This is a genomic window from Mucilaginibacter sp. McL0603 (genome assembly GCF_049992945.1).
GTDB lineage: Bacteria > Bacteroidota > Bacteroidia > Sphingobacteriales > Sphingobacteriaceae > Mucilaginibacter.
This window is the reverse complement of record NZ_CP188251.1, coordinates 2,077,897-2,094,763: the sequence shown is the minus strand read 5'-3', so window position 1 is coordinate 2,094,763 and position 16,867 is coordinate 2,077,897. Positions and strand designations below refer to the sequence as shown.

Here is a 16,867-nt window from a genome sequence, read left to right as displayed (position 1 = left end):
AACCTGAAATTTGTTGAAATGTTTTAGTCAGATCAGACGTTTCTGCCCTTACCGGATTATTTATTTATCAACATCCAATGTACCCGAATACCAAATATACACTTTATGACATTGCTTATTCAAGGCCATCTTTACAGCCTCTTAACGCCCGTTTTGAGGGCCAATAAACATATTGTATCATTTTGATTTTAAATCTGTTAGCTGTACCGGCATATTCAAAAGGCCAATAAAAGGCATAATTAAAATATTTTTAATTACTGATTAAAAATGTTTATATTACATGCAGTTTCAGCACAATAATGACAGCCTATACCACTGACAATTTGCCCGGGAACTTATTTCAATTACTTTTTGAGAAATCTCCCGGCTCAGTTTTATTAAAAGCCGATCCGCCGTGTTTCACTATACTGGCAGTGAGTGATGATTTTTTAAAAATCAACCTGGCAAGCCGTAATGAGGTGATGGGGAAAGGTTTTTTCGAAGCATTTCCGGAGAATAACCAAGGCCTTCATGGCAAAACTACTGCCTATGACGGGTTTATGAACGTTGTCACAACCGGTGAACGGGTATACATTCCTTTTTTAAGATATGACGTTCTAAACCACGAGACCAATGCTTTTACACCACATTACTGGAGATGTACTAATAATCCCATTTTAGGCGCAGATAATAAAGTAGCCTATATTTTAAAAACCATCATTGATATTACCGGTGAGGTGAATGCCCAGCATGCCAGGGCAGAAAGCGAGAACAGGTTGCTGCTTGCCGCAGAAGCTACCGGGCTTGCCATATGGGATTTGAATCTTATAAATAATGATTTTTCTTTTACACCCCAGCTTAACGATCTATTTGGCCATACCCCGGAAACACACCTCGATCTCAAGAGTGTCCGTAACCAGATACATCATGATGACATGCGTAACATAGTGATGAGGGCATACAAAGAATCGTTTAAAACCGGCGACTACTTATGTGAAGTGCGTATACATTGGCCAGACGGGTCGCTCCGCTGGGTAAAAACGCAAGGCAAAGTTTTGTTTAACGATGATCATAAGCCTGTAAGGATGCTCGGGACTACCGTAGATGTTACGGAAAGCAAGCGAGATGAGATCAGGAAGAATGATTTTATCGCCATGGCCAGCCACGAGTTGAAAACACCGCTTACCTCGCTAAAAGCTTACCTGCAATTGTTAGAAACTAAACTGAATGGCGCCACCGACCCTTTTATAAAAACGGCAGTTGTTAAATCGGGCAACCAGGTAAATAAAATGACGGCGCTGATACACAGCTTTCTGGATATTTCAAAACTCGAACCGGGCAAGCTTCAACTTAAAACACAGAATTTTGATATCAATAAGCTGATCGGAGAATCGGTTACAGAAAGCCGGGCTGTGAGCAGCACCCATCACCTGCAGTTTAAACATTCAGGTCAGATCAATGTAAATGCCGACAGGGAAAAGACAGGACAGGTAATCAGTAATTTTATTAGTAATGCCATCAAATACTCTCCCAAGGGAAGCGAAATTTGTTTACATAGCGAGGTAGCAGATGACCAGGTGCAGGTATCTGTTAAAGATAAGGGAATGGGCATTAAACCAAAAGACCAGGAAAAAATATTTCAACGCTTTTATCGTGCTGATGAAGAGAACCTGAAAAATGTTTCGGGCTTTGGAATAGGGCTTTATCTATCAAGCGAGATCATCCAACGCCATAAGGGAAAAATATGGGTTAAAAGTGAGGAAGGCAAAGGATCAATCTTTTATTTTAGCCTGCCATTAAGTCCAGCCTGAATATCTGTGTCAGAATTTATCGGATCGATTTCTCTATAAAATCAATCCCTCACAGGCCATATTTAGCTTAATTAGTGCATTTTACAAAAGTCATTTGTATTATATTGCGTAATAATTAAAATTATATTTAATTTTCCAGTAATTATCATTATGAAATGAACCATTTATTGCCACTGATGTTAGAAGATGCCGCTGCCAATTTACCCGACGACCTTTTTCGGATTCTTTTTGAAAAATCTCCGGGTTCATTACTTATAAAGGCCGACGCACCCAGGTTTACGATACTTGCTGCAAGCGATGCATATTTAAATATAACATCAGTGCAGCGCCGGGACGTATTGGGTAAAGGCTTCTTCGAAGTTTTTCCGGAAAACGGTGATCAGCCCAATGATGACACCACGGCGCGTAAAGTATTTACAAAGGTGATTGAGACTAACCAGAAACTGGATGTGCCGGTTTATCGCTATGATGTTCTTGATCCGGTAACACATCAAAAACAGATACGCTATTGGTCATGTTCCAATACACCCATTTTAGATGATGGAAAAGTTGATTTTATTCTGAATACTGTTATAGACGTAACCGCCGAAGTAAAAGCCAAAGAAGCTGCCATTGAAAGTGAGAATCGTTTGCTGCTTGCAGCTGAAGCGACAGGCATGGCGATATGGGATCTGGATATTAAGGCCACAAACTTTACATTTTCACCGCAGTTCCCTGCCATATTTGGCCATTCGGCAGAGGACAATGTTACGCTGACTGATGTACAGGGACAGGTCCATCCTGATGATTTAGAAAATGTCGCAATAAAAGCATATTACGAATCAATAGTAACCGGCACCTATTTTTATGAAATAAGAATTTACTGGCCGGATAATTCGCTTCACTGGATACGAACCAAAGGCACTGTACTATTTAATAAAGACAAAGAGCCTATAAGGATGCTCGGAACTATTGTGGATATTACTGAAAGCAAAAGGGATGAGATCAGGAAGAGCGACTTTATTGCCATGGCCAGCCACGAATTAAAAACACCACTTACTTCGCTTAAAGCTTATTTGCAACTGTTAGAAAGCAAATTAAATGGCCTTAGTGATCCGTTTATAAAAACTGCGGTGGTTAAATGCGGCAACCAGGTAAATAAAATGACGGCCCTGATACACAGCTTTCTTGATATCTCAAAACTTGAGCCGGGTAAGCTGCAGCTTAAAAGAGAGATTTTTAATATCAATAAGCTGATCAATGACATAATTAACGAAAGCCGGATATTAAGTAATACACATGTTTTAATTTTTGACAATCCCGACGAGCTGAGTGTGAATGCCGACAGGGAAAAAATAGGCCAGGTTATCGGCAATTTTATCAGTAACGCCATAAAATACTCGGCAAAAGGCAGTGAGGTATTTTTACACTGTGAGGTATTAGAAAATGATATACTGGTTTCTGTGAAAGATGAGGGAATAGGTATCAGATTAAAGGACCGGGAAAAAGTATTTCAGCGCTTTTATCGTGCCGAAGATGAGGACATGAGAAATGTTACCGGTTTTGGCATAGGACTTTATCTGTCAAGCGAGATCATTCAACGCCACAAAGGGGAAATATGGGTTAAGAGCGAAGAAGGTAAAGGATCAACCTTTTACTTTAGCCTGCCTTTAAACACGGACTAATGTCTGAACTTGAATTTACCGAATTAATGAATTTTCAGAATTAGGATTGCCTAAACTAAGAATTTTGATATTTTCAGAAAGTCGACAAATTCTGGTTCAGACTACAAATTCATAAAATACCTTGTAAAATCAGTAAAGTTATCAAAGCTGATATCGTGGTCGTCAGTTGCGCCAAATCCATAGCTTACAAATACAAAAGGGATACCTGCCAGGCGGCTTTGTTCCCCATCACCTTCTGTATCGCCTACATAAACAGGGCTTTGCAGGTTATGGCGCTCTATCAATTGTTGAATATTGAAATGCTTGGACATATAATTGGTGCCATATGCTATTTCGTCAATAATATGCTCATTAATACCGGCCCAGTCAATAAACAATTTGATGATACCTTTGGCACAATTGCTTACAATAAAGAGCTGGTATTTGCCGGCAAGCTCCTTTAACCCATCCTTTACCCCATCATATAAAATACCACCGTTCTGTGGCAGCAGTATCTTTCTCACTTCATTCACTTTGGCATAAATTTCCTGTTGCTTTTCTTCGTCATAATCGGGCATTATGGCTTTCCATACCTTCTTGCCTTCCCAGCCTACCATTTTAGCCAACTCGGGCCTGTGTATGGTTTTGTCGATACCTAACTGCCTGAAAACCACGTTCCAGGATTCGGCATAGGTATCCACTGCATCCCATAAGGTGCCATCCATATCAAATATTATACTATCGGGTTTTTGCATATAGAGCTTGTAACTTGCTGTGTAATTTGTAAATATGTAAATAAAATATTACTTAATTCTAACGGAATTCTAACCCTGGTTTCATTAAAAATTCAGAAAAATATATCAATTTTGCTGGCGATAAGGTTTAGGTTTGACCTGAATTAGCGAGTAAGACAGGTCACTTTTATCCCCTGCCACCCGGCGGGGGATTCTTTTTTATATTTCTCCATTTCATCACCCTATCAGTAAAAAACACCACTATACCTCTAATTATTGCCATTTATAATAGTACATAACACTTACTTTTGTTGTCATGCAAGGCGCTATTCCAATATATGATATTTGCAAGCTTTCTGATTTTCAGCAGGACGATTTGCTGATCAGTCGTTTCGGTGCTTATCTGCAAAAGCATAAAGACCTCTATTTCCCGCACAAACATACTTTTTATCACCTGGTTTTATTTACAAAAGGGGCCGGAAAACATTCAATCGACTTTAAAATTTTCGATGTAACCCCGTACCAGATCTATTTTATGATACCCGGCCAGGTACATTCATGGAACTTTGAAGGCGATGTGGATGGTTATGTTATTCATTTTACGCTACCGTTTTTCCAGTCTTTTTTGTTGAAAAACGAATACCTTGATCAGTTCCCTTTTTTCAGCGGACTTATTGATGATGCTGTCATCCAGATAGAGTCATCGTTACAGCAAGAGATCATCAGCCTGTTTGAAAATATCATTACGGAAAGCGAAAAGCCGGAACGCATGGGAATGGATATGATCAGGACCCTGTTATTACAAATATTTATTCTGCTAAACCGGACAAGCACTGATAATAAAGAAAAACAGCTCCCAACTTATAATTATACACTGCTGAAAACATTTCAGAAACTGATAGAGAAAAACTTCGCTACTTTAAAATTACCAAAAGATTATGCCGAATTGCTGTATATCACCCCTAATCACCTCAATGCGATATGCAATGACCTGCTGGGCATATCAGCAGGCGAAGTTATCCGCAACCGGATCTTACTCGAAGCAAAAAGACTATTGATCAATCTTGATCTGTCTGTTGCCGAAATCGGGTACAGGTTAAACTTCAGCGACAACTCCTACTTTACCAAATTTTTTAAAAAATATGCCGGCTCAACACCGGAAGAATTCAGAAAGAAAACTTTAAATCATTCAAAAAATGGCACCAGATAACATTACGATTTCCGACAAACCAATATCCGAGTTTAAAGCGGCCCTGCATGCTAAATGCCCAAAATGCCGCAAGGGGAACATGTATGCCAACAGCACCTACAGTTTTAGAGGTCAAAAAAGCTATACTAATTGCCCTTATTGTAATTTTCAGTTCGAGGTAGAGCCGGGTTACTTTTATGTAGCCATGTTTGTTAGCTATGCCATGAATGTAGCCGAGATGGTCACACTGGCAGTAGGCACTTATATACTCACCGGCTCCGAATCGCCATGGCTGTATATCGCTATATTATTGGGATCAGCGTTTTTACTATCCCCATTCAATTACAGATACTCCAGGATAATTCTATTATACTGGCTGACACCTAATCTGTTCTACGACCCTAAAAGGGCAGAAAAGCCTTATAATGCAGAGTAAAAGTTTAAAGACAAACTAATATCCTTTTTCCAATCAGGCGTTCTTATTTTTAAGTAATCTGAGGCCAAGCAACAGAGTCCAGAACGGCAGTGTAAGAACGCCCATCGGCGAACCTATCCAAATGATCTTATGTAAAATTTGGTTTGCAGGAGTGTCGAAAGGAATCTTCTGTATCTCCTCAATAGTTGCTGCCGGTATCTTGAGGATTAGAGTACTTACAAAGATCGCATATCCTATACAGAATGTACCAACAAGTGCAAGGCCAAGCCCTACAACCATTCCAAACCATCTGAGCCAGCCTGGAAATATGCCTTTTAGCTTCCAATTGGCGACGATCAGCCACACCCCGAATATACCCTGAGACACTGTGTATAATCCATCGGACACTACCTTAATTATCCCGAGAAATAAAAGCAATGCTGTAAAAGACAGTGCCCAAACACCCACCTTAAGTGTTAATCGGCTCATATAATTGGGGTTTTCTTGTAAAAGCTTATATAAGCCGCTTATAACCGGGATTAAAAGTATGAACTGAATAATAACACCTGCATCATGAATCCTCAGCCTGATGATAGAGCTAAGCAGATCCTTATCACGAGTGGCCAGGAACGTGATCAGAAAGCCAATGGCAATAATGCCGGTTATACCGCTGACGATTGCAGCCCGTCCTGTGGTAGAAAAAGAAAAGGCATCCTGTTGAGGTGTGTTCATGTGGTTATATTTAGAGTCGTGGGCTATTTATGGTTTCGTGATTATATTTCAGCAACTTGCGACCGGTTAAAATGGTCCAGATGGGCAGTGTGAGAACGCCCATAAGCGTTCCTATGTCAAGCATCAAATGCAGTAAATTGTTGGCGACCGTGTCGATATAGGTAGTTTGTTCTACCGGTGGTATATGGAAAATTGTGGGCGTTACAAAAATTGCATACGCCAGTGGAAAACATCCCACCAACGTTAACCCAATACCCACGAAAACGCCGAACCAGCAAAGGCCAGCCGAAAATATTCTTTTTATTCTCCAATTGGCGATGATCAGCCAAATGCCAAAAAGCCCCTCAGGAACAAGGTAATAGTCATCGGGCATCAATTTGGGAAACACCAGCAAAAGAATTATAACAATAAGTGTGGGTGCCCCGACGCCGATGGCGAGACTGGAAAAGCTCAGTCCCGGGGCGCGCTCCAGTGACAATTGATGAATTGCGAGAACAACCAGGATCATCAAAGTGAACTGCAATATAATGCCGATATCGTGCGCGCGGAAAAGAAGATAAACGGATTGGGGCAATATCATTGTGGTACGGGTTGAAACAGCCATGAACAGGCAGGCAAAGGCTATAATACCAATAAGCCCACTGGCTATAGCGGCACGACCGGCAGTACGATAGGGGGATGGGGTGGTGAAGGATTCTAATGTCATTGTTAATTATTTGCTTAAAGACTTTTTCTTCTTTGATAGTGGTTTCACGGCTATCAGTTTCATATCAACGAAAGGCTCACCTTCTTTCCCGGCTATCAGCAATCCTGATGTCATTTGCCACGCATGTGTTGCCGGCTCCCATATAAACCGCTGTAAATTAAGAGTATCAGGATTAGCTCCCACTTTTTTAACCAATTTAATTTCGTTACCGGTTCGGTAAGCATAGCTAAATCCTTCGTACAGGCCATCACTACCATGTACTGTCATTTCGTGGGCCACATATCGCTTGGTGGTGTGATTATAGCCTAAAAAGAGATCCTCTTCAAAAGGTATTTTTAACCAGGGAACAACTTCACGACTTTTAAAACGAACCCGCACGTATTGATGATTCAGAACCCATTTTGCATCAAAATTTAGTGTAAACGAGCCCCCATGTACAATTGAGGTTCCATACCATTGGCCTACAAGGTTGTCAAGGAGATCATCGTGAAACCGCCAGCCTGTTGTATCCTCTCTGGTTTGTGCAAATGTTTGAATCGTAAAAAGGGCTAATAATAATAAAAGACAAATCTTCTTCATGATCGTAATTGGTTACTTTGTTATCATTTGCTTACAGGTTTATTCTTCTTTGATGATGGCTTTGCGGCCACCAACTTCATCTCCAGAAAAACCTCGCCTTCTTTTCCGGCAATCACCCAGTTTGACTTAATATTCCACGATACCGACGCAGGTTCCCATGTAAACCTCTGTACAACAAGAGAATCGACGCCAAATTTTGCGACTACCTTAAATTCGTTACCTGTGCGGTAGCCATAGCAAAAGCCTTCGGAAAGGTCCTCATCACCTTCTATACTCATGCCGTGAACTACATATCGTTTGCTGTTGTGGTTATATCCGATAAATTCATCGTATTCCATCTGCACGTGCCACCAGGGAATAACTTCATTACTTTTTAAATGGACATGCAGGTATTGGTGGTTCAGAACCCACTTCGCGTCAATAACCGACGTAAACGGGCTCCCGTGCGCAATTGAGGTAACATTCCATTTGCCAACGAGGTGATCCAGCAGATCATCGTGGAACTGCCCGCTAATAGTATCCGCCTTGTTTTGTGCAAACATTTGAATAGCGATAAGCGTGAATAAGAATAAAAAGCAAATTTTTTTCATGATGGTAATAATTTAATTAATTTTTCAGCCGCTGCACCTCCCAGGTTAGGGGGCCTTGTTTATTGATTACTTTAATAACTCGTCCATCCGCTCCTTTTACAAAATAGAGCTTCCAAAGAATCGTGGTCACAAAGAGTTCGGTTTTGGAGATCGCCCCCAGTTCGAATGCCGGTTGGTCCGGTAATTTGAGATAGAGTTTGCCCTTATCGTCGCTAACCGTCATGTGCCATTTCTTGTCGCCATAATTACCCAATAGCGGATCGGTTTGTGCGTCGTTAAGTTTAACTTCAATGACCTTCTCCACAAATGGTGCAAGCCGGTTAAACCAGAATTGATGCCATGCCGGTGAGCCCCAAATCAAAGACACGCTAAGTTGCAACATGATTATGACCCCACTGCCAATCAACGTGATCTTGTGAATGCGCCTTAAAGAGAAGAAGTCATAAATAAACAACGGAATTAGCAGCGTATCCAGGTAAAGAAAAAAAACATACGGATATCCTATTCCCAATAAGGGTAACCAATGTATGCGATCAACCGCGGCTTGCAGTAAAACAAGGGTAGCCAACATAAGAAGGCGTTTGTGAGCGGCGCTATCTTTTTTTCTTACAAAAATGCCCCAGGTAAAGAACAAACCAAAGGATGACATGGCGTAGAACTCCATCAACAAAAGGTCGAACAGAAAGTCTTCCTTTGGGGGATGATTGGCGATCAGTGCATGCGCGGAAACAGTAGCCATGGCCAGCCAAACGAGCACACCCAGAACAACCGACAAAAGGCCGAGTTTTCGATGAAATTTAAAGTTACCATTTGCGGCTAAAATAGCCTGCGCGAGAAAAACCAGCAACCAGCTGGTCATTAATGCGCCGTGGATATGGACAACCCAATGAGGAGTCAATGTTCCGGCATTCATGGCCTGATAGCTGGGAGTAAAACCAATCACAGCAATAACAGGAAAGAGGATGGCCATCCCTACAAAAAAATAGCGTGCTTTACGCGAACCGGCTCTTGTTTTTGCCACATCATTGGCGATGGCACCAGCAGTAGATTGAGTAGCTGAAAATGTCGTCATGGCATAAATTGCTTGCGTTAATTGACAATTGAATTTCTATTCCCCCTTCACCCTTGTAAAATGCATTTCATCCGCTATTCTATACCTTCCGTTTTGCTCGATATAATATTCCCATTTGTAATGATCCTTGTCGTTAAACATGAAAATGAAACGAATTTTCATCTTTATGCCAGGTGCATTTTCCATTTCAGAGTCAAATGTGATCGCCCGCGACGTTGAATCATAAACACCCTCCCAAAAGTTAAGGGTGCTGCCAATGTGATTGTTGATGTAAGATATCTGGAATTTCTTTTTCACATTGTCGTAACCTTCAGTTTGAATTGATTCGCCATAACCTTCTACCATTTTCCCATCCTGTATGGGCAGCTGTATTTTGTCGCGGGTGATTATTTCTGCAATAAAGAAACGTCCGTCCGCAAAGGGTTTTCGTACAAGGCTGCCGTTTAACTCCATTGCGACTTTGCTTGTAACAGAATCAACCCAATCGAAACGGCTGCCTTTAAAAGTCCACGAGCCCACCAGCTCGCCAAGCATCTGATGATATTTACCTGGCCTTGAATAAAAGACCTCATCCCCGTTTGCTGATGTATCTTTTTTGTCCTGTGCAAATGCTGGGATTGTAATGAGTGCAATTACAACAATCAGCATTGATTTAAACCATTTTGGAAAGTCGGTGCTATGTCCCTTATAGATAAACACGACAGAGCCGGTCATTTTTATATTTGTGATCATGGTATAGCTCTTTTAATTTACATCATTAATGTGTAACCCCGTGTACCGACATTTTAAGCGTTAAAAAATTGATCACCGTCAAAATAAATTCAGCGTAGAAATACGCCAGGATCAAGGTGATCACAAAGGCCATAAGGATGATCATCACTGAATGACTCCTGCTAAATATGGAAATTTGTTGTATCATAACTTTAGCTGATTGATTAACTAAAGTTATCCGGTGTTGCGGCTGTGGTCAATCACCTGAACTGGTGATTTTTAGAGAGATTAAAGGCGGAGGATTTATACCAGTTTTTGATTGATGGCTTTAGCCACCGCTTCACTTTTGGAGTGTACGTGAAGTTTTTCGTATATGTGGCGTACATGTGTACTCACCGTATCGATGGATATAAAACATTCCGCTGCGACAGCTTTATAGGATTTACCTTTTACCAAGAGGGTCAGAATCTCTTTTTCCCGTTCCGACAGATCAATAAATTCAGTTTTTTCAGTCTTTTGCAGCCGGAACATCTGTAATACTTTTACAGCGACCGATGCCGTCATGGGAGCGCCACCCAAATAGGTTTCGTGGATGGCCTCGATCATTTTCTGTGGTGATGTCTTTTTCAGCATATAGCCCGATGCTCCGGCACAAATGGCGGCAAATATTTTATCATTATCATCAAACACAGTTTGCATCAGGATATGCACCTGCGGAAATTTTTCTTTGATCAGCTGCACCGCTTCTATGCCTGACATACCCGGCATATTGATATCCATCATCACCACATCCGGGTTTGCCAGGTGCATATGGTGCAGCAGCTTATTGGCATCCGGAAAGGCACCAGTGCAGGCCATACCCTCAGCATTGTTGATTAATTGCTGCAGGCTTTCGCGCAGCATTTTATTGTCCTCAAATACGGCTACTTTGATTTCCATGTGGAGGTTATGCCTGGTTTATAAAGGGACGAGTTTTATTAACAAAAGTCAATCACCGGTTTAGGTGATTTTAAATTTAAGTTTTACAAGTGTTCCTTGTTGCAGCAATGATTGAATTTTGAAATCAGCATATAACTCCTTTGCACGCTTCTTTAATGTACCCATCCCATTGCCGCTGAATATTTCGTCAGTATCAAACCCTCTGCCGTTATCACTGATATTCATTTCAACCTGGTTGTCTTTTTGAGCGATACATACAGATACCTTTTTGGCATCTGAATATTTTGCGGCATTATTGATCACTTCTTTAAAAAAAAGATAAAAATTTTTGCGCTGCGCCATGGCTATTTTTAAATTGAAAAGTGAAGCGTCGCTGGTAAAATCCAATTCAATATTTTTCGCATCGAGTATTTCCGCCGCAAATTCATTCATACGGTGCAGTACATTTTCAAACCGATCGTTTTTGGGATTAACGGCCCAAACAATATCGCTCATACTTTCCTGTATGGTACTGGTCCGTTCTTCTATCGAAGCAAGCAGGGACGATGCTTCCGGCGACTTTGCTTTGGCCAATTCACTCATAATACTGATACTGCTCAGGGTAGATCCAATATCATCATGAAGATCGTCTGCAATACTGTTACGCATATTTTGCAACTGGTTCAGCCTTTTATTTCTTAACGCTATCCCTGCTATTATCAATAGCGCCACTAAGCCAGCCAGCGAAAAATATAGGATAAACCGGTTTTGCAGCTTTGCTTTAGCAGTCTCTATCTCTTTCTGCTTTTCCTGTTCTTTGTAATTGATATTTTGGATAGCTATGGTTTTTTCGCGGTTAAATAGGCTATCCTTTAAAACAATTGCTTTTCTCAAGTATTTTAATGAGCTATCCGGTTTGTTTTGTAATTGATAAATATCAGCAAGCAGGTTTGCTGCTTTAAGAACACCGTAAGGATAGGTTTTCCCTGTTTTTACAGCCAATGCCTTGTTAGTATAATAAACAGCGGAATCCAAGTGGCCTTTTACCTTGAATACCTTTGCAATGCCGTTGTAAATATCAATCAGATCTGTCCCAGAGTAGTTTTTTATGGCGACAAGGACACCGGTTTTGTAATAAAAAAGTGCCGAATCATTAAGGCCCTTGCTGGCATAAGCATTTCCTATAACAGTGTACACGGTGGTGGTATAATCAAGGTAATGCCAGGCCTTAAGGCCGTCGTAACATTTTTTAGCATAAAATATTGCGGAATCAGGCTGGTGCATTGCTTCGAACACTCTTGATATATCCCTGCATATATAAGCGAGACTATCGGGATAATATTTTGTTGCCAATTTTACTATTTCGCGATCATATTTCAGGCTGGTGTTATAGTCTCCCAGGTAATAGTAACAATCAGCAAGAATACCATTTCCCCAAATCTTAAACATTAAGGGGCCGTGTTTTTTTGAGATGGCAAGTGCTTTTAAACCATGATCTATGCCTAATGGATAATTTCCAGATGTTGCAAAAGACTCACTTAAGCACATTTCAGCGTAGTAAATTCCCGGTTCAAAATTTAGTTTTTCCGCTAAGGCTAAAGCCTGTTGCGCATAAACCAGGGATGAATCAGCATCATACACTATATAAAACATACTTATTTTATTAAGCAATTTTACCCTGTTGGTGTCTGCCTTTTGCTTTGGTATTGCTTTTTTTAATGAATCGACATAACTGTTTTGAGCCCGTGCTGCAAATGAGCACATAAAGAGAATAGTGAATAGACTTATGTATTTGGCTGAGGCTTTCATTTATAAATGTATAATCCTGCACGTCTATACTTCCAAACAAAGAAATGGCTTTAAATACCTTTTATAAATTACAAGTCAATCCTTCATTTTGACGATGGCCTTATCAAAGCTAATGTATTTAATTCATAATCAGCACGATATTTACACCCTTACCCTGTACACTAAATACCCGCTCTCAGGCTCCTGCTTTTTAAAGCCGATAGCCTTATACAGGCTTTGTGCGATATAGTTGTCGATGGCGGTTTCAAGTTGTACAAAGGTGGCGCCTTCGGCTTTGGCAAAGTCCATAGCAGTTTTTATTAATGCCTCGCCGATTCCTTGCTTCCGGTGGCTATTATCTACATACAGATCGTTCAGTATCCAGTTTTTGGTAGCGCTTACAGATGAATATTGGGGGTATAACTGCGTGAAACCAACAGGCACTGTTTGTCCGTTTTCCGTTTCCAACGCAACAAAAATAATCGACTCATTTTTCTCAAGCCGATCCTTGATAAATGACTCAGCAAGCGCAATGTCTGATTGTTTTTTATAAAACACCCGGTACTTGTCAAACAAACCCGTTACCAGGCTTGCTTCTGTTAAACTGATCCTTTTAATTTCCATGTTGATATTGATAAAAGGCTATTGATTAAAATAGCCCCTGCACCAGTGATGCAAGGGCTTGAAAATTTCATAAAGCCTCCCCTTACAGGGGGAGATTTAGAGGGGGCTGCTTATTGCTGTTTTCCTAAAATTGAAGAGAACTTGCCTTCGTAATCTTTTAGTTGTTTGTCTATTTTACCCGCAATAGCAGCCTGGTGATTATCTTTAGCAATTTGTGATATGCCATTCATGATTGATAAACCCATTTGCACGGCACGCGGATCAACCTGTGAAGCATCCTTTTGTAACAGGCCATAGTTATAATCCAGCTGATCAACCAGGTAATTATCTATGCTGGTTGCATATTGATTACCGTAGGGAATGTCACCCAGTGTATAAGCCGTCGCTACCAGGAAATATTTGCTCCTTGCCATATCAATAAACGGATAAATATCCGGCATTTCGGCATCGTATTTATGCAGCACTTTTACTGCCAGATCTTTGTGGCCATCCTGTATCAGGTTTTGTGTCAGATCGAGTACTGTTGATAATATTACAGGATAAAACATGGTGGTCGATTCAGGATCGAGGTATTTGGCATGTTTAAAATTGCCCCATTTAAACTTATTCATGATGTTATCATACATAACCAGTGTATTGGTTTTACCCAGTTGGTCGTGTACTGCAGCAGTATCAGTTTTAAACGGAATCAGATGATAAGTAAATCCTTCTTTATATAAATACGGCTGTAAGCCCGCCATATTTTCCTGACCTACGGTAATGGTAAAGCAAATAGGTCTTTTCCAGTTATTGTGCGCCAGTATATCCATAAAAGCAAGGTTATCCTTAGTAACAAAATTAGAAGTATACTTCCATTTCATTGTATCAATGATCCTGCTTTTCTGATCTGCTGTTACCACACCATTTTTAACAATTTCATCAGGATTGATGTTTAACTTAAAGTTTTTAGTTGGCAGGTAATTTACCTTTGTGCCATCCTGCAGCTCAACTTTTGCGGCGTCATCATCAGAACTGATAAAATCAAAAACCTCTTTTATATCTGTTGAACCGACTATGCTCTTATCAAAAAACTGTATCGCATCGCGCACACCTTCCTTATATTTATCATAAGACATGGTGATAGGCAATGGTTCCGATTCGTTCATTTTCTTCTGCATCTGGCGGATATACCAGTCGCCGCTGAATAAGCTCAGGTTCACGATACGCACGTCCGGCCTTATGCCTTCTACTTCCTGGTCGTACCATAACGAATAGGTATCATTATCGCCATAAGTAAATAAAATAGCATTTGGCGGGCACGATATCAGGTAGTTGTAAGCCATATCATGCGGTGTCATTTTCGTCGAGCGGTCATGCGTGCCCCATTCTTTACTGGCCACCAAAAATGGCACTAAAAGACAAATGATAGTAGCGCCTGCTGCTGCCGTTTTTGGACTCAACCATTTCTTACCAAGATCAGCTATGGCAATCACACCAATTCCGATCCATATGGCAAATGCATAGAACGAACCCACGTAGGAGTAATCTCGTTCGCGCGGCTGTACGCTCGGCTGGTTTACATAAAACACAATAGCCAAACCGGTAAAGAACCACAGCAATGCCACAATCAGGGCATCCCTTTGATTACGCTGGAAATGATAGATCAATCCAATCAATCCTAGTATCAAAGGCAGTGCATATAGTGGCGTATAGGCATTAGTAGCATAAATAGGTGTATTTGCATCACGGTGCGTCAAAGTTTTTGGCAGTGGTTTACCCGAATCAAATATGCCGGTCGTCCAGTTGCCGTCAATAGCTTCGGTGCTTTGCTGCCCGTCGAGCTGATTGTATCTGCCAGCGTAGTTCCACAGAAAATACCTGAAATACATCTGGTACATCTGCCAGCTAAGCATCCACCTCATGTTATCTGAGAAAGTGGGTGCATCATTCTCGCCCATGTGCAGCCATTGCCTGTAAAACTGTGCATCCTGTGCATAAGAGCCATCCGAATTTTCGGTATTGTACATACGCGGGAACATGGTAGTATGGTCATAAACTGTATTTAGTTTCTTACCTGCCTGCTCATATTTTTTTTCTCCTTTACGGTAGATGATACTGCCTTCTGTCTGATCGGTAACCTTGGCGTCAAAGTACGGGCCGCTAAGCAATGGTGTTTCGCCATACTGAATACGGTTAAGGTATCCATATAAAGTAAAGGCGTTATCAGGATGAGAGTTATTCAGGTCCGTGTTAGCGGTAGCGCGGATAGGGATATAAGCAAACGAGCTGTAACCAAAATAAATAAAGGCCACACATAACAATGCCAGGTTTAAAGCCGGCTTGTTATTCTTGATGCTCCACCATATACCAAATACGATAAGGCCGATCAATATAACAAAGAATATCAGTGCGCCGCTGCCAAAACCCATACCTAAGTTATTCACGAAGAAAAGGTCGAAATAGGCAGCAAACATTACTGTGTATCCCCTGATGCCGTATTGCACCAAACCAAGTATCACGATGCTGATGAAGAAGGCAATAACAGCGCTTTTATTATTAATATTTTTATACCTGCGGAAATAGTATACCAGTACAATAGCAGGGATAGTCAGCAAGTTCAACAGGTGGATACCGATAGATAAACCGATGATATAAGCGATAAAAACGATCCATTTATCAGCGCCGGGTTCTTCAGAATGGGCATCCCATTTCAGTATAGCCCAGAATACAGTAGCAGTACATAGCGATGATAATGCAAATACGATGGTTTCAACAGCCGAGAACCAAAAGGTATCAGTGAAGGTAAAGGTTAATGCACCTACCAAAGCACCACCGAATATCATCCATTGGGTATTGCTATCAGCCTGTTCGCCTTTTTTAACCAGCATCTTTTTGGCGATGGCGGTAATAGTCCAGAACAGGAACATGATTGTTGCGCCGCTGGCCAGTGCCGAACCCATATTGGTAAAATAAGGCACTTTGGTTTTGTCGCCCATAGAAAACAGCGAAAAGAACTTGCCCAGCATAGCAAAAAGCGGGTAACCCGGCTGGTGCGCTACCTGTAAACGATAGGCGCAGGAGATAAACTCGCCGCAGTCCCAAAAGCTTACTGAGGGCTCTAATGTTGAAATATAAGTTGCAGAGGCTATGACAAAACAAAGCCAGCCTAAAAGATTATTGATCTTATTGTATTGCATGGACTATAATTAGTATTTTTTTTCGCGGGGGCTAATATCCGTATTTTTATAAATCTTTTCAGATAAATCACAAGCCCCTTAACATCTTTTAACAAAACGCCACCGAAATTATAAAAAATAAGGAAATAAAAAGAGGGTTTGGGAAATGAGGGGTGGCGGGTGGCACAAGGAGTTATATTAATCCCGCCTTTGTTTCCCGC

Annotated in this window: 16 protein-coding genes; 4 read left to right on the top strand and 12 right to left on the bottom strand. The window is 41.0% G+C overall.

Annotated features, from left to right (window positions below; genetic code table 11):
- Nucleotides 1-299: 299 nt before the first annotated feature.
- Together ACPPVU_RS09770 and ACPPVU_RS09765 are read left to right on the top strand one after the other, a co-directional pair.
- The gene (locus ACPPVU_RS09770; RefSeq protein ID WP_426671513.1) at nucleotides 300-1,790 is read left to right on the top strand and encodes an ATP-binding protein; all 1,491 of its coding nucleotides are present in this window, start codon (nucleotides 300-302) and stop codon (nucleotides 1,788-1,790) included.
- Between the two features lie 155 nt (nucleotides 1,791-1,945).
- Nucleotides 1,946-3,454, top strand: a complete 1,509-nt coding sequence (locus ACPPVU_RS09765) for an ATP-binding protein (protein ID WP_426671512.1) — start codon at nucleotides 1,946-1,948, stop codon at nucleotides 3,452-3,454.
- Nucleotides 3,455-3,555: 101 nt separating this feature from the next.
- Here ACPPVU_RS09765 and ACPPVU_RS09760 read toward each other — a convergent pair whose 3' ends face one another.
- A complete protein-coding gene (locus ACPPVU_RS09760; protein ID WP_426671511.1) occupies nucleotides 3,556-4,188 on the bottom strand; it encodes an HAD family hydrolase in 633 nt (210 codons plus the stop codon).
- A gap of 295 nt (nucleotides 4,189-4,483) precedes the next feature.
- Here ACPPVU_RS09760 and ACPPVU_RS09755 point away from each other — a divergent pair, with 295 nt between their 5' ends.
- On the top strand, nucleotides 4,484-5,377 hold the full coding sequence (locus tag ACPPVU_RS09755) for an AraC family transcriptional regulator (protein ID WP_426671510.1): 894 nt from the start codon (nucleotides 4,484-4,486) through the stop codon (nucleotides 5,375-5,377).
- Nucleotides 5,364-5,792 (top strand): DUF983 domain-containing protein, encoded by a 429-nt coding sequence (locus tag ACPPVU_RS09750; protein ID WP_426671509.1) that lies wholly within the window; start codon nucleotides 5,364-5,366, stop codon nucleotides 5,790-5,792. Before ACPPVU_RS09755 ends, ACPPVU_RS09750 begins: the two co-directional genes overlap by 14 nt.
- 33 nt (nucleotides 5,793-5,825) lie before the next feature.
- Here ACPPVU_RS09750 and ACPPVU_RS09745 read toward each other — a convergent pair whose 3' ends face one another.
- From ACPPVU_RS09745 to ACPPVU_RS09695, 11 genes are all read right to left on the bottom strand, one after another.
- Complete coding sequence (locus ACPPVU_RS09745; RefSeq protein ID WP_426671508.1) at nucleotides 5,826-6,503, bottom strand: hypothetical protein; 678 nt, start codon at nucleotides 6,501-6,503, stop codon at nucleotides 5,826-5,828.
- A 10-nt stretch (nucleotides 6,504-6,513) separates the two neighbouring features.
- Nucleotides 6,514-7,209 carry a hypothetical protein gene (locus tag ACPPVU_RS09740; RefSeq protein WP_426671507.1) on the bottom strand — a complete coding sequence of 232 codons (696 nt, stop codon included), beginning with the start codon at nucleotides 7,207-7,209 and terminating at the stop codon, nucleotides 6,514-6,516.
- 6 nt (nucleotides 7,210-7,215) lie between these two features.
- A complete protein-coding gene (locus tag ACPPVU_RS09735; protein ID WP_426671506.1) occupies nucleotides 7,216-7,788 on the bottom strand; it encodes a hypothetical protein in 573 nt (190 codons plus the stop codon).
- 23 nt (nucleotides 7,789-7,811) lie between these two features.
- Entirely contained in the window at nucleotides 7,812-8,378 is a 567-nt protein-coding gene (locus tag ACPPVU_RS09730; RefSeq protein WP_426671505.1) for a hypothetical protein, read from the bottom strand.
- 16 nt (nucleotides 8,379-8,394) lie between these two features.
- On the bottom strand, nucleotides 8,395-9,450 hold the full coding sequence (locus tag ACPPVU_RS09725; protein ID WP_426671504.1) for a hypothetical protein: 1,056 nt from the start codon (nucleotides 9,448-9,450) through the stop codon (nucleotides 8,395-8,397).
- Nucleotides 9,451-9,486: 36 nt separating this feature from the next.
- On the bottom strand, nucleotides 9,487-10,182 hold the full coding sequence (locus tag ACPPVU_RS09720; RefSeq protein ID WP_426671503.1) for a DUF1579 family protein: 696 nt from the start codon (nucleotides 10,180-10,182) through the stop codon (nucleotides 9,487-9,489).
- Between the two features lie 25 nt (nucleotides 10,183-10,207).
- Nucleotides 10,208-10,369: a hypothetical protein gene (locus tag ACPPVU_RS09715; protein ID WP_426671502.1), complete on the bottom strand. Its 162-nt coding sequence runs from the start codon at nucleotides 10,367-10,369 to the stop codon at nucleotides 10,208-10,210.
- A 95-nt stretch (nucleotides 10,370-10,464) separates the two neighbouring features.
- Nucleotides 10,465-11,100, bottom strand: coding sequence for a response regulator (locus ACPPVU_RS09710; protein ID WP_426671501.1), 636 nt, complete (start codon nucleotides 11,098-11,100; stop codon nucleotides 10,465-10,467).
- 60 nt (nucleotides 11,101-11,160) lie between these two features.
- Nucleotides 11,161-12,888, bottom strand: coding sequence for a tetratricopeptide repeat-containing sensor histidine kinase (locus ACPPVU_RS09705; RefSeq protein WP_426671500.1), 1,728 nt, complete (start codon nucleotides 12,886-12,888; stop codon nucleotides 11,161-11,163).
- A gap of 141 nt (nucleotides 12,889-13,029) precedes the next feature.
- Nucleotides 13,030-13,491 (bottom strand): GNAT family N-acetyltransferase, encoded by a 462-nt coding sequence (locus ACPPVU_RS09700; protein ID WP_426671499.1) that lies wholly within the window; start codon nucleotides 13,489-13,491, stop codon nucleotides 13,030-13,032.
- A gap of 110 nt (nucleotides 13,492-13,601) precedes the next feature.
- Nucleotides 13,602-16,667 (bottom strand): protein O-mannosyl-transferase family, encoded by a 3,066-nt coding sequence (locus tag ACPPVU_RS09695; RefSeq protein WP_426671498.1) that lies wholly within the window; start codon nucleotides 16,665-16,667, stop codon nucleotides 13,602-13,604.
- Between the last annotated feature and the right edge of the window lie 200 nt (nucleotides 16,668-16,867).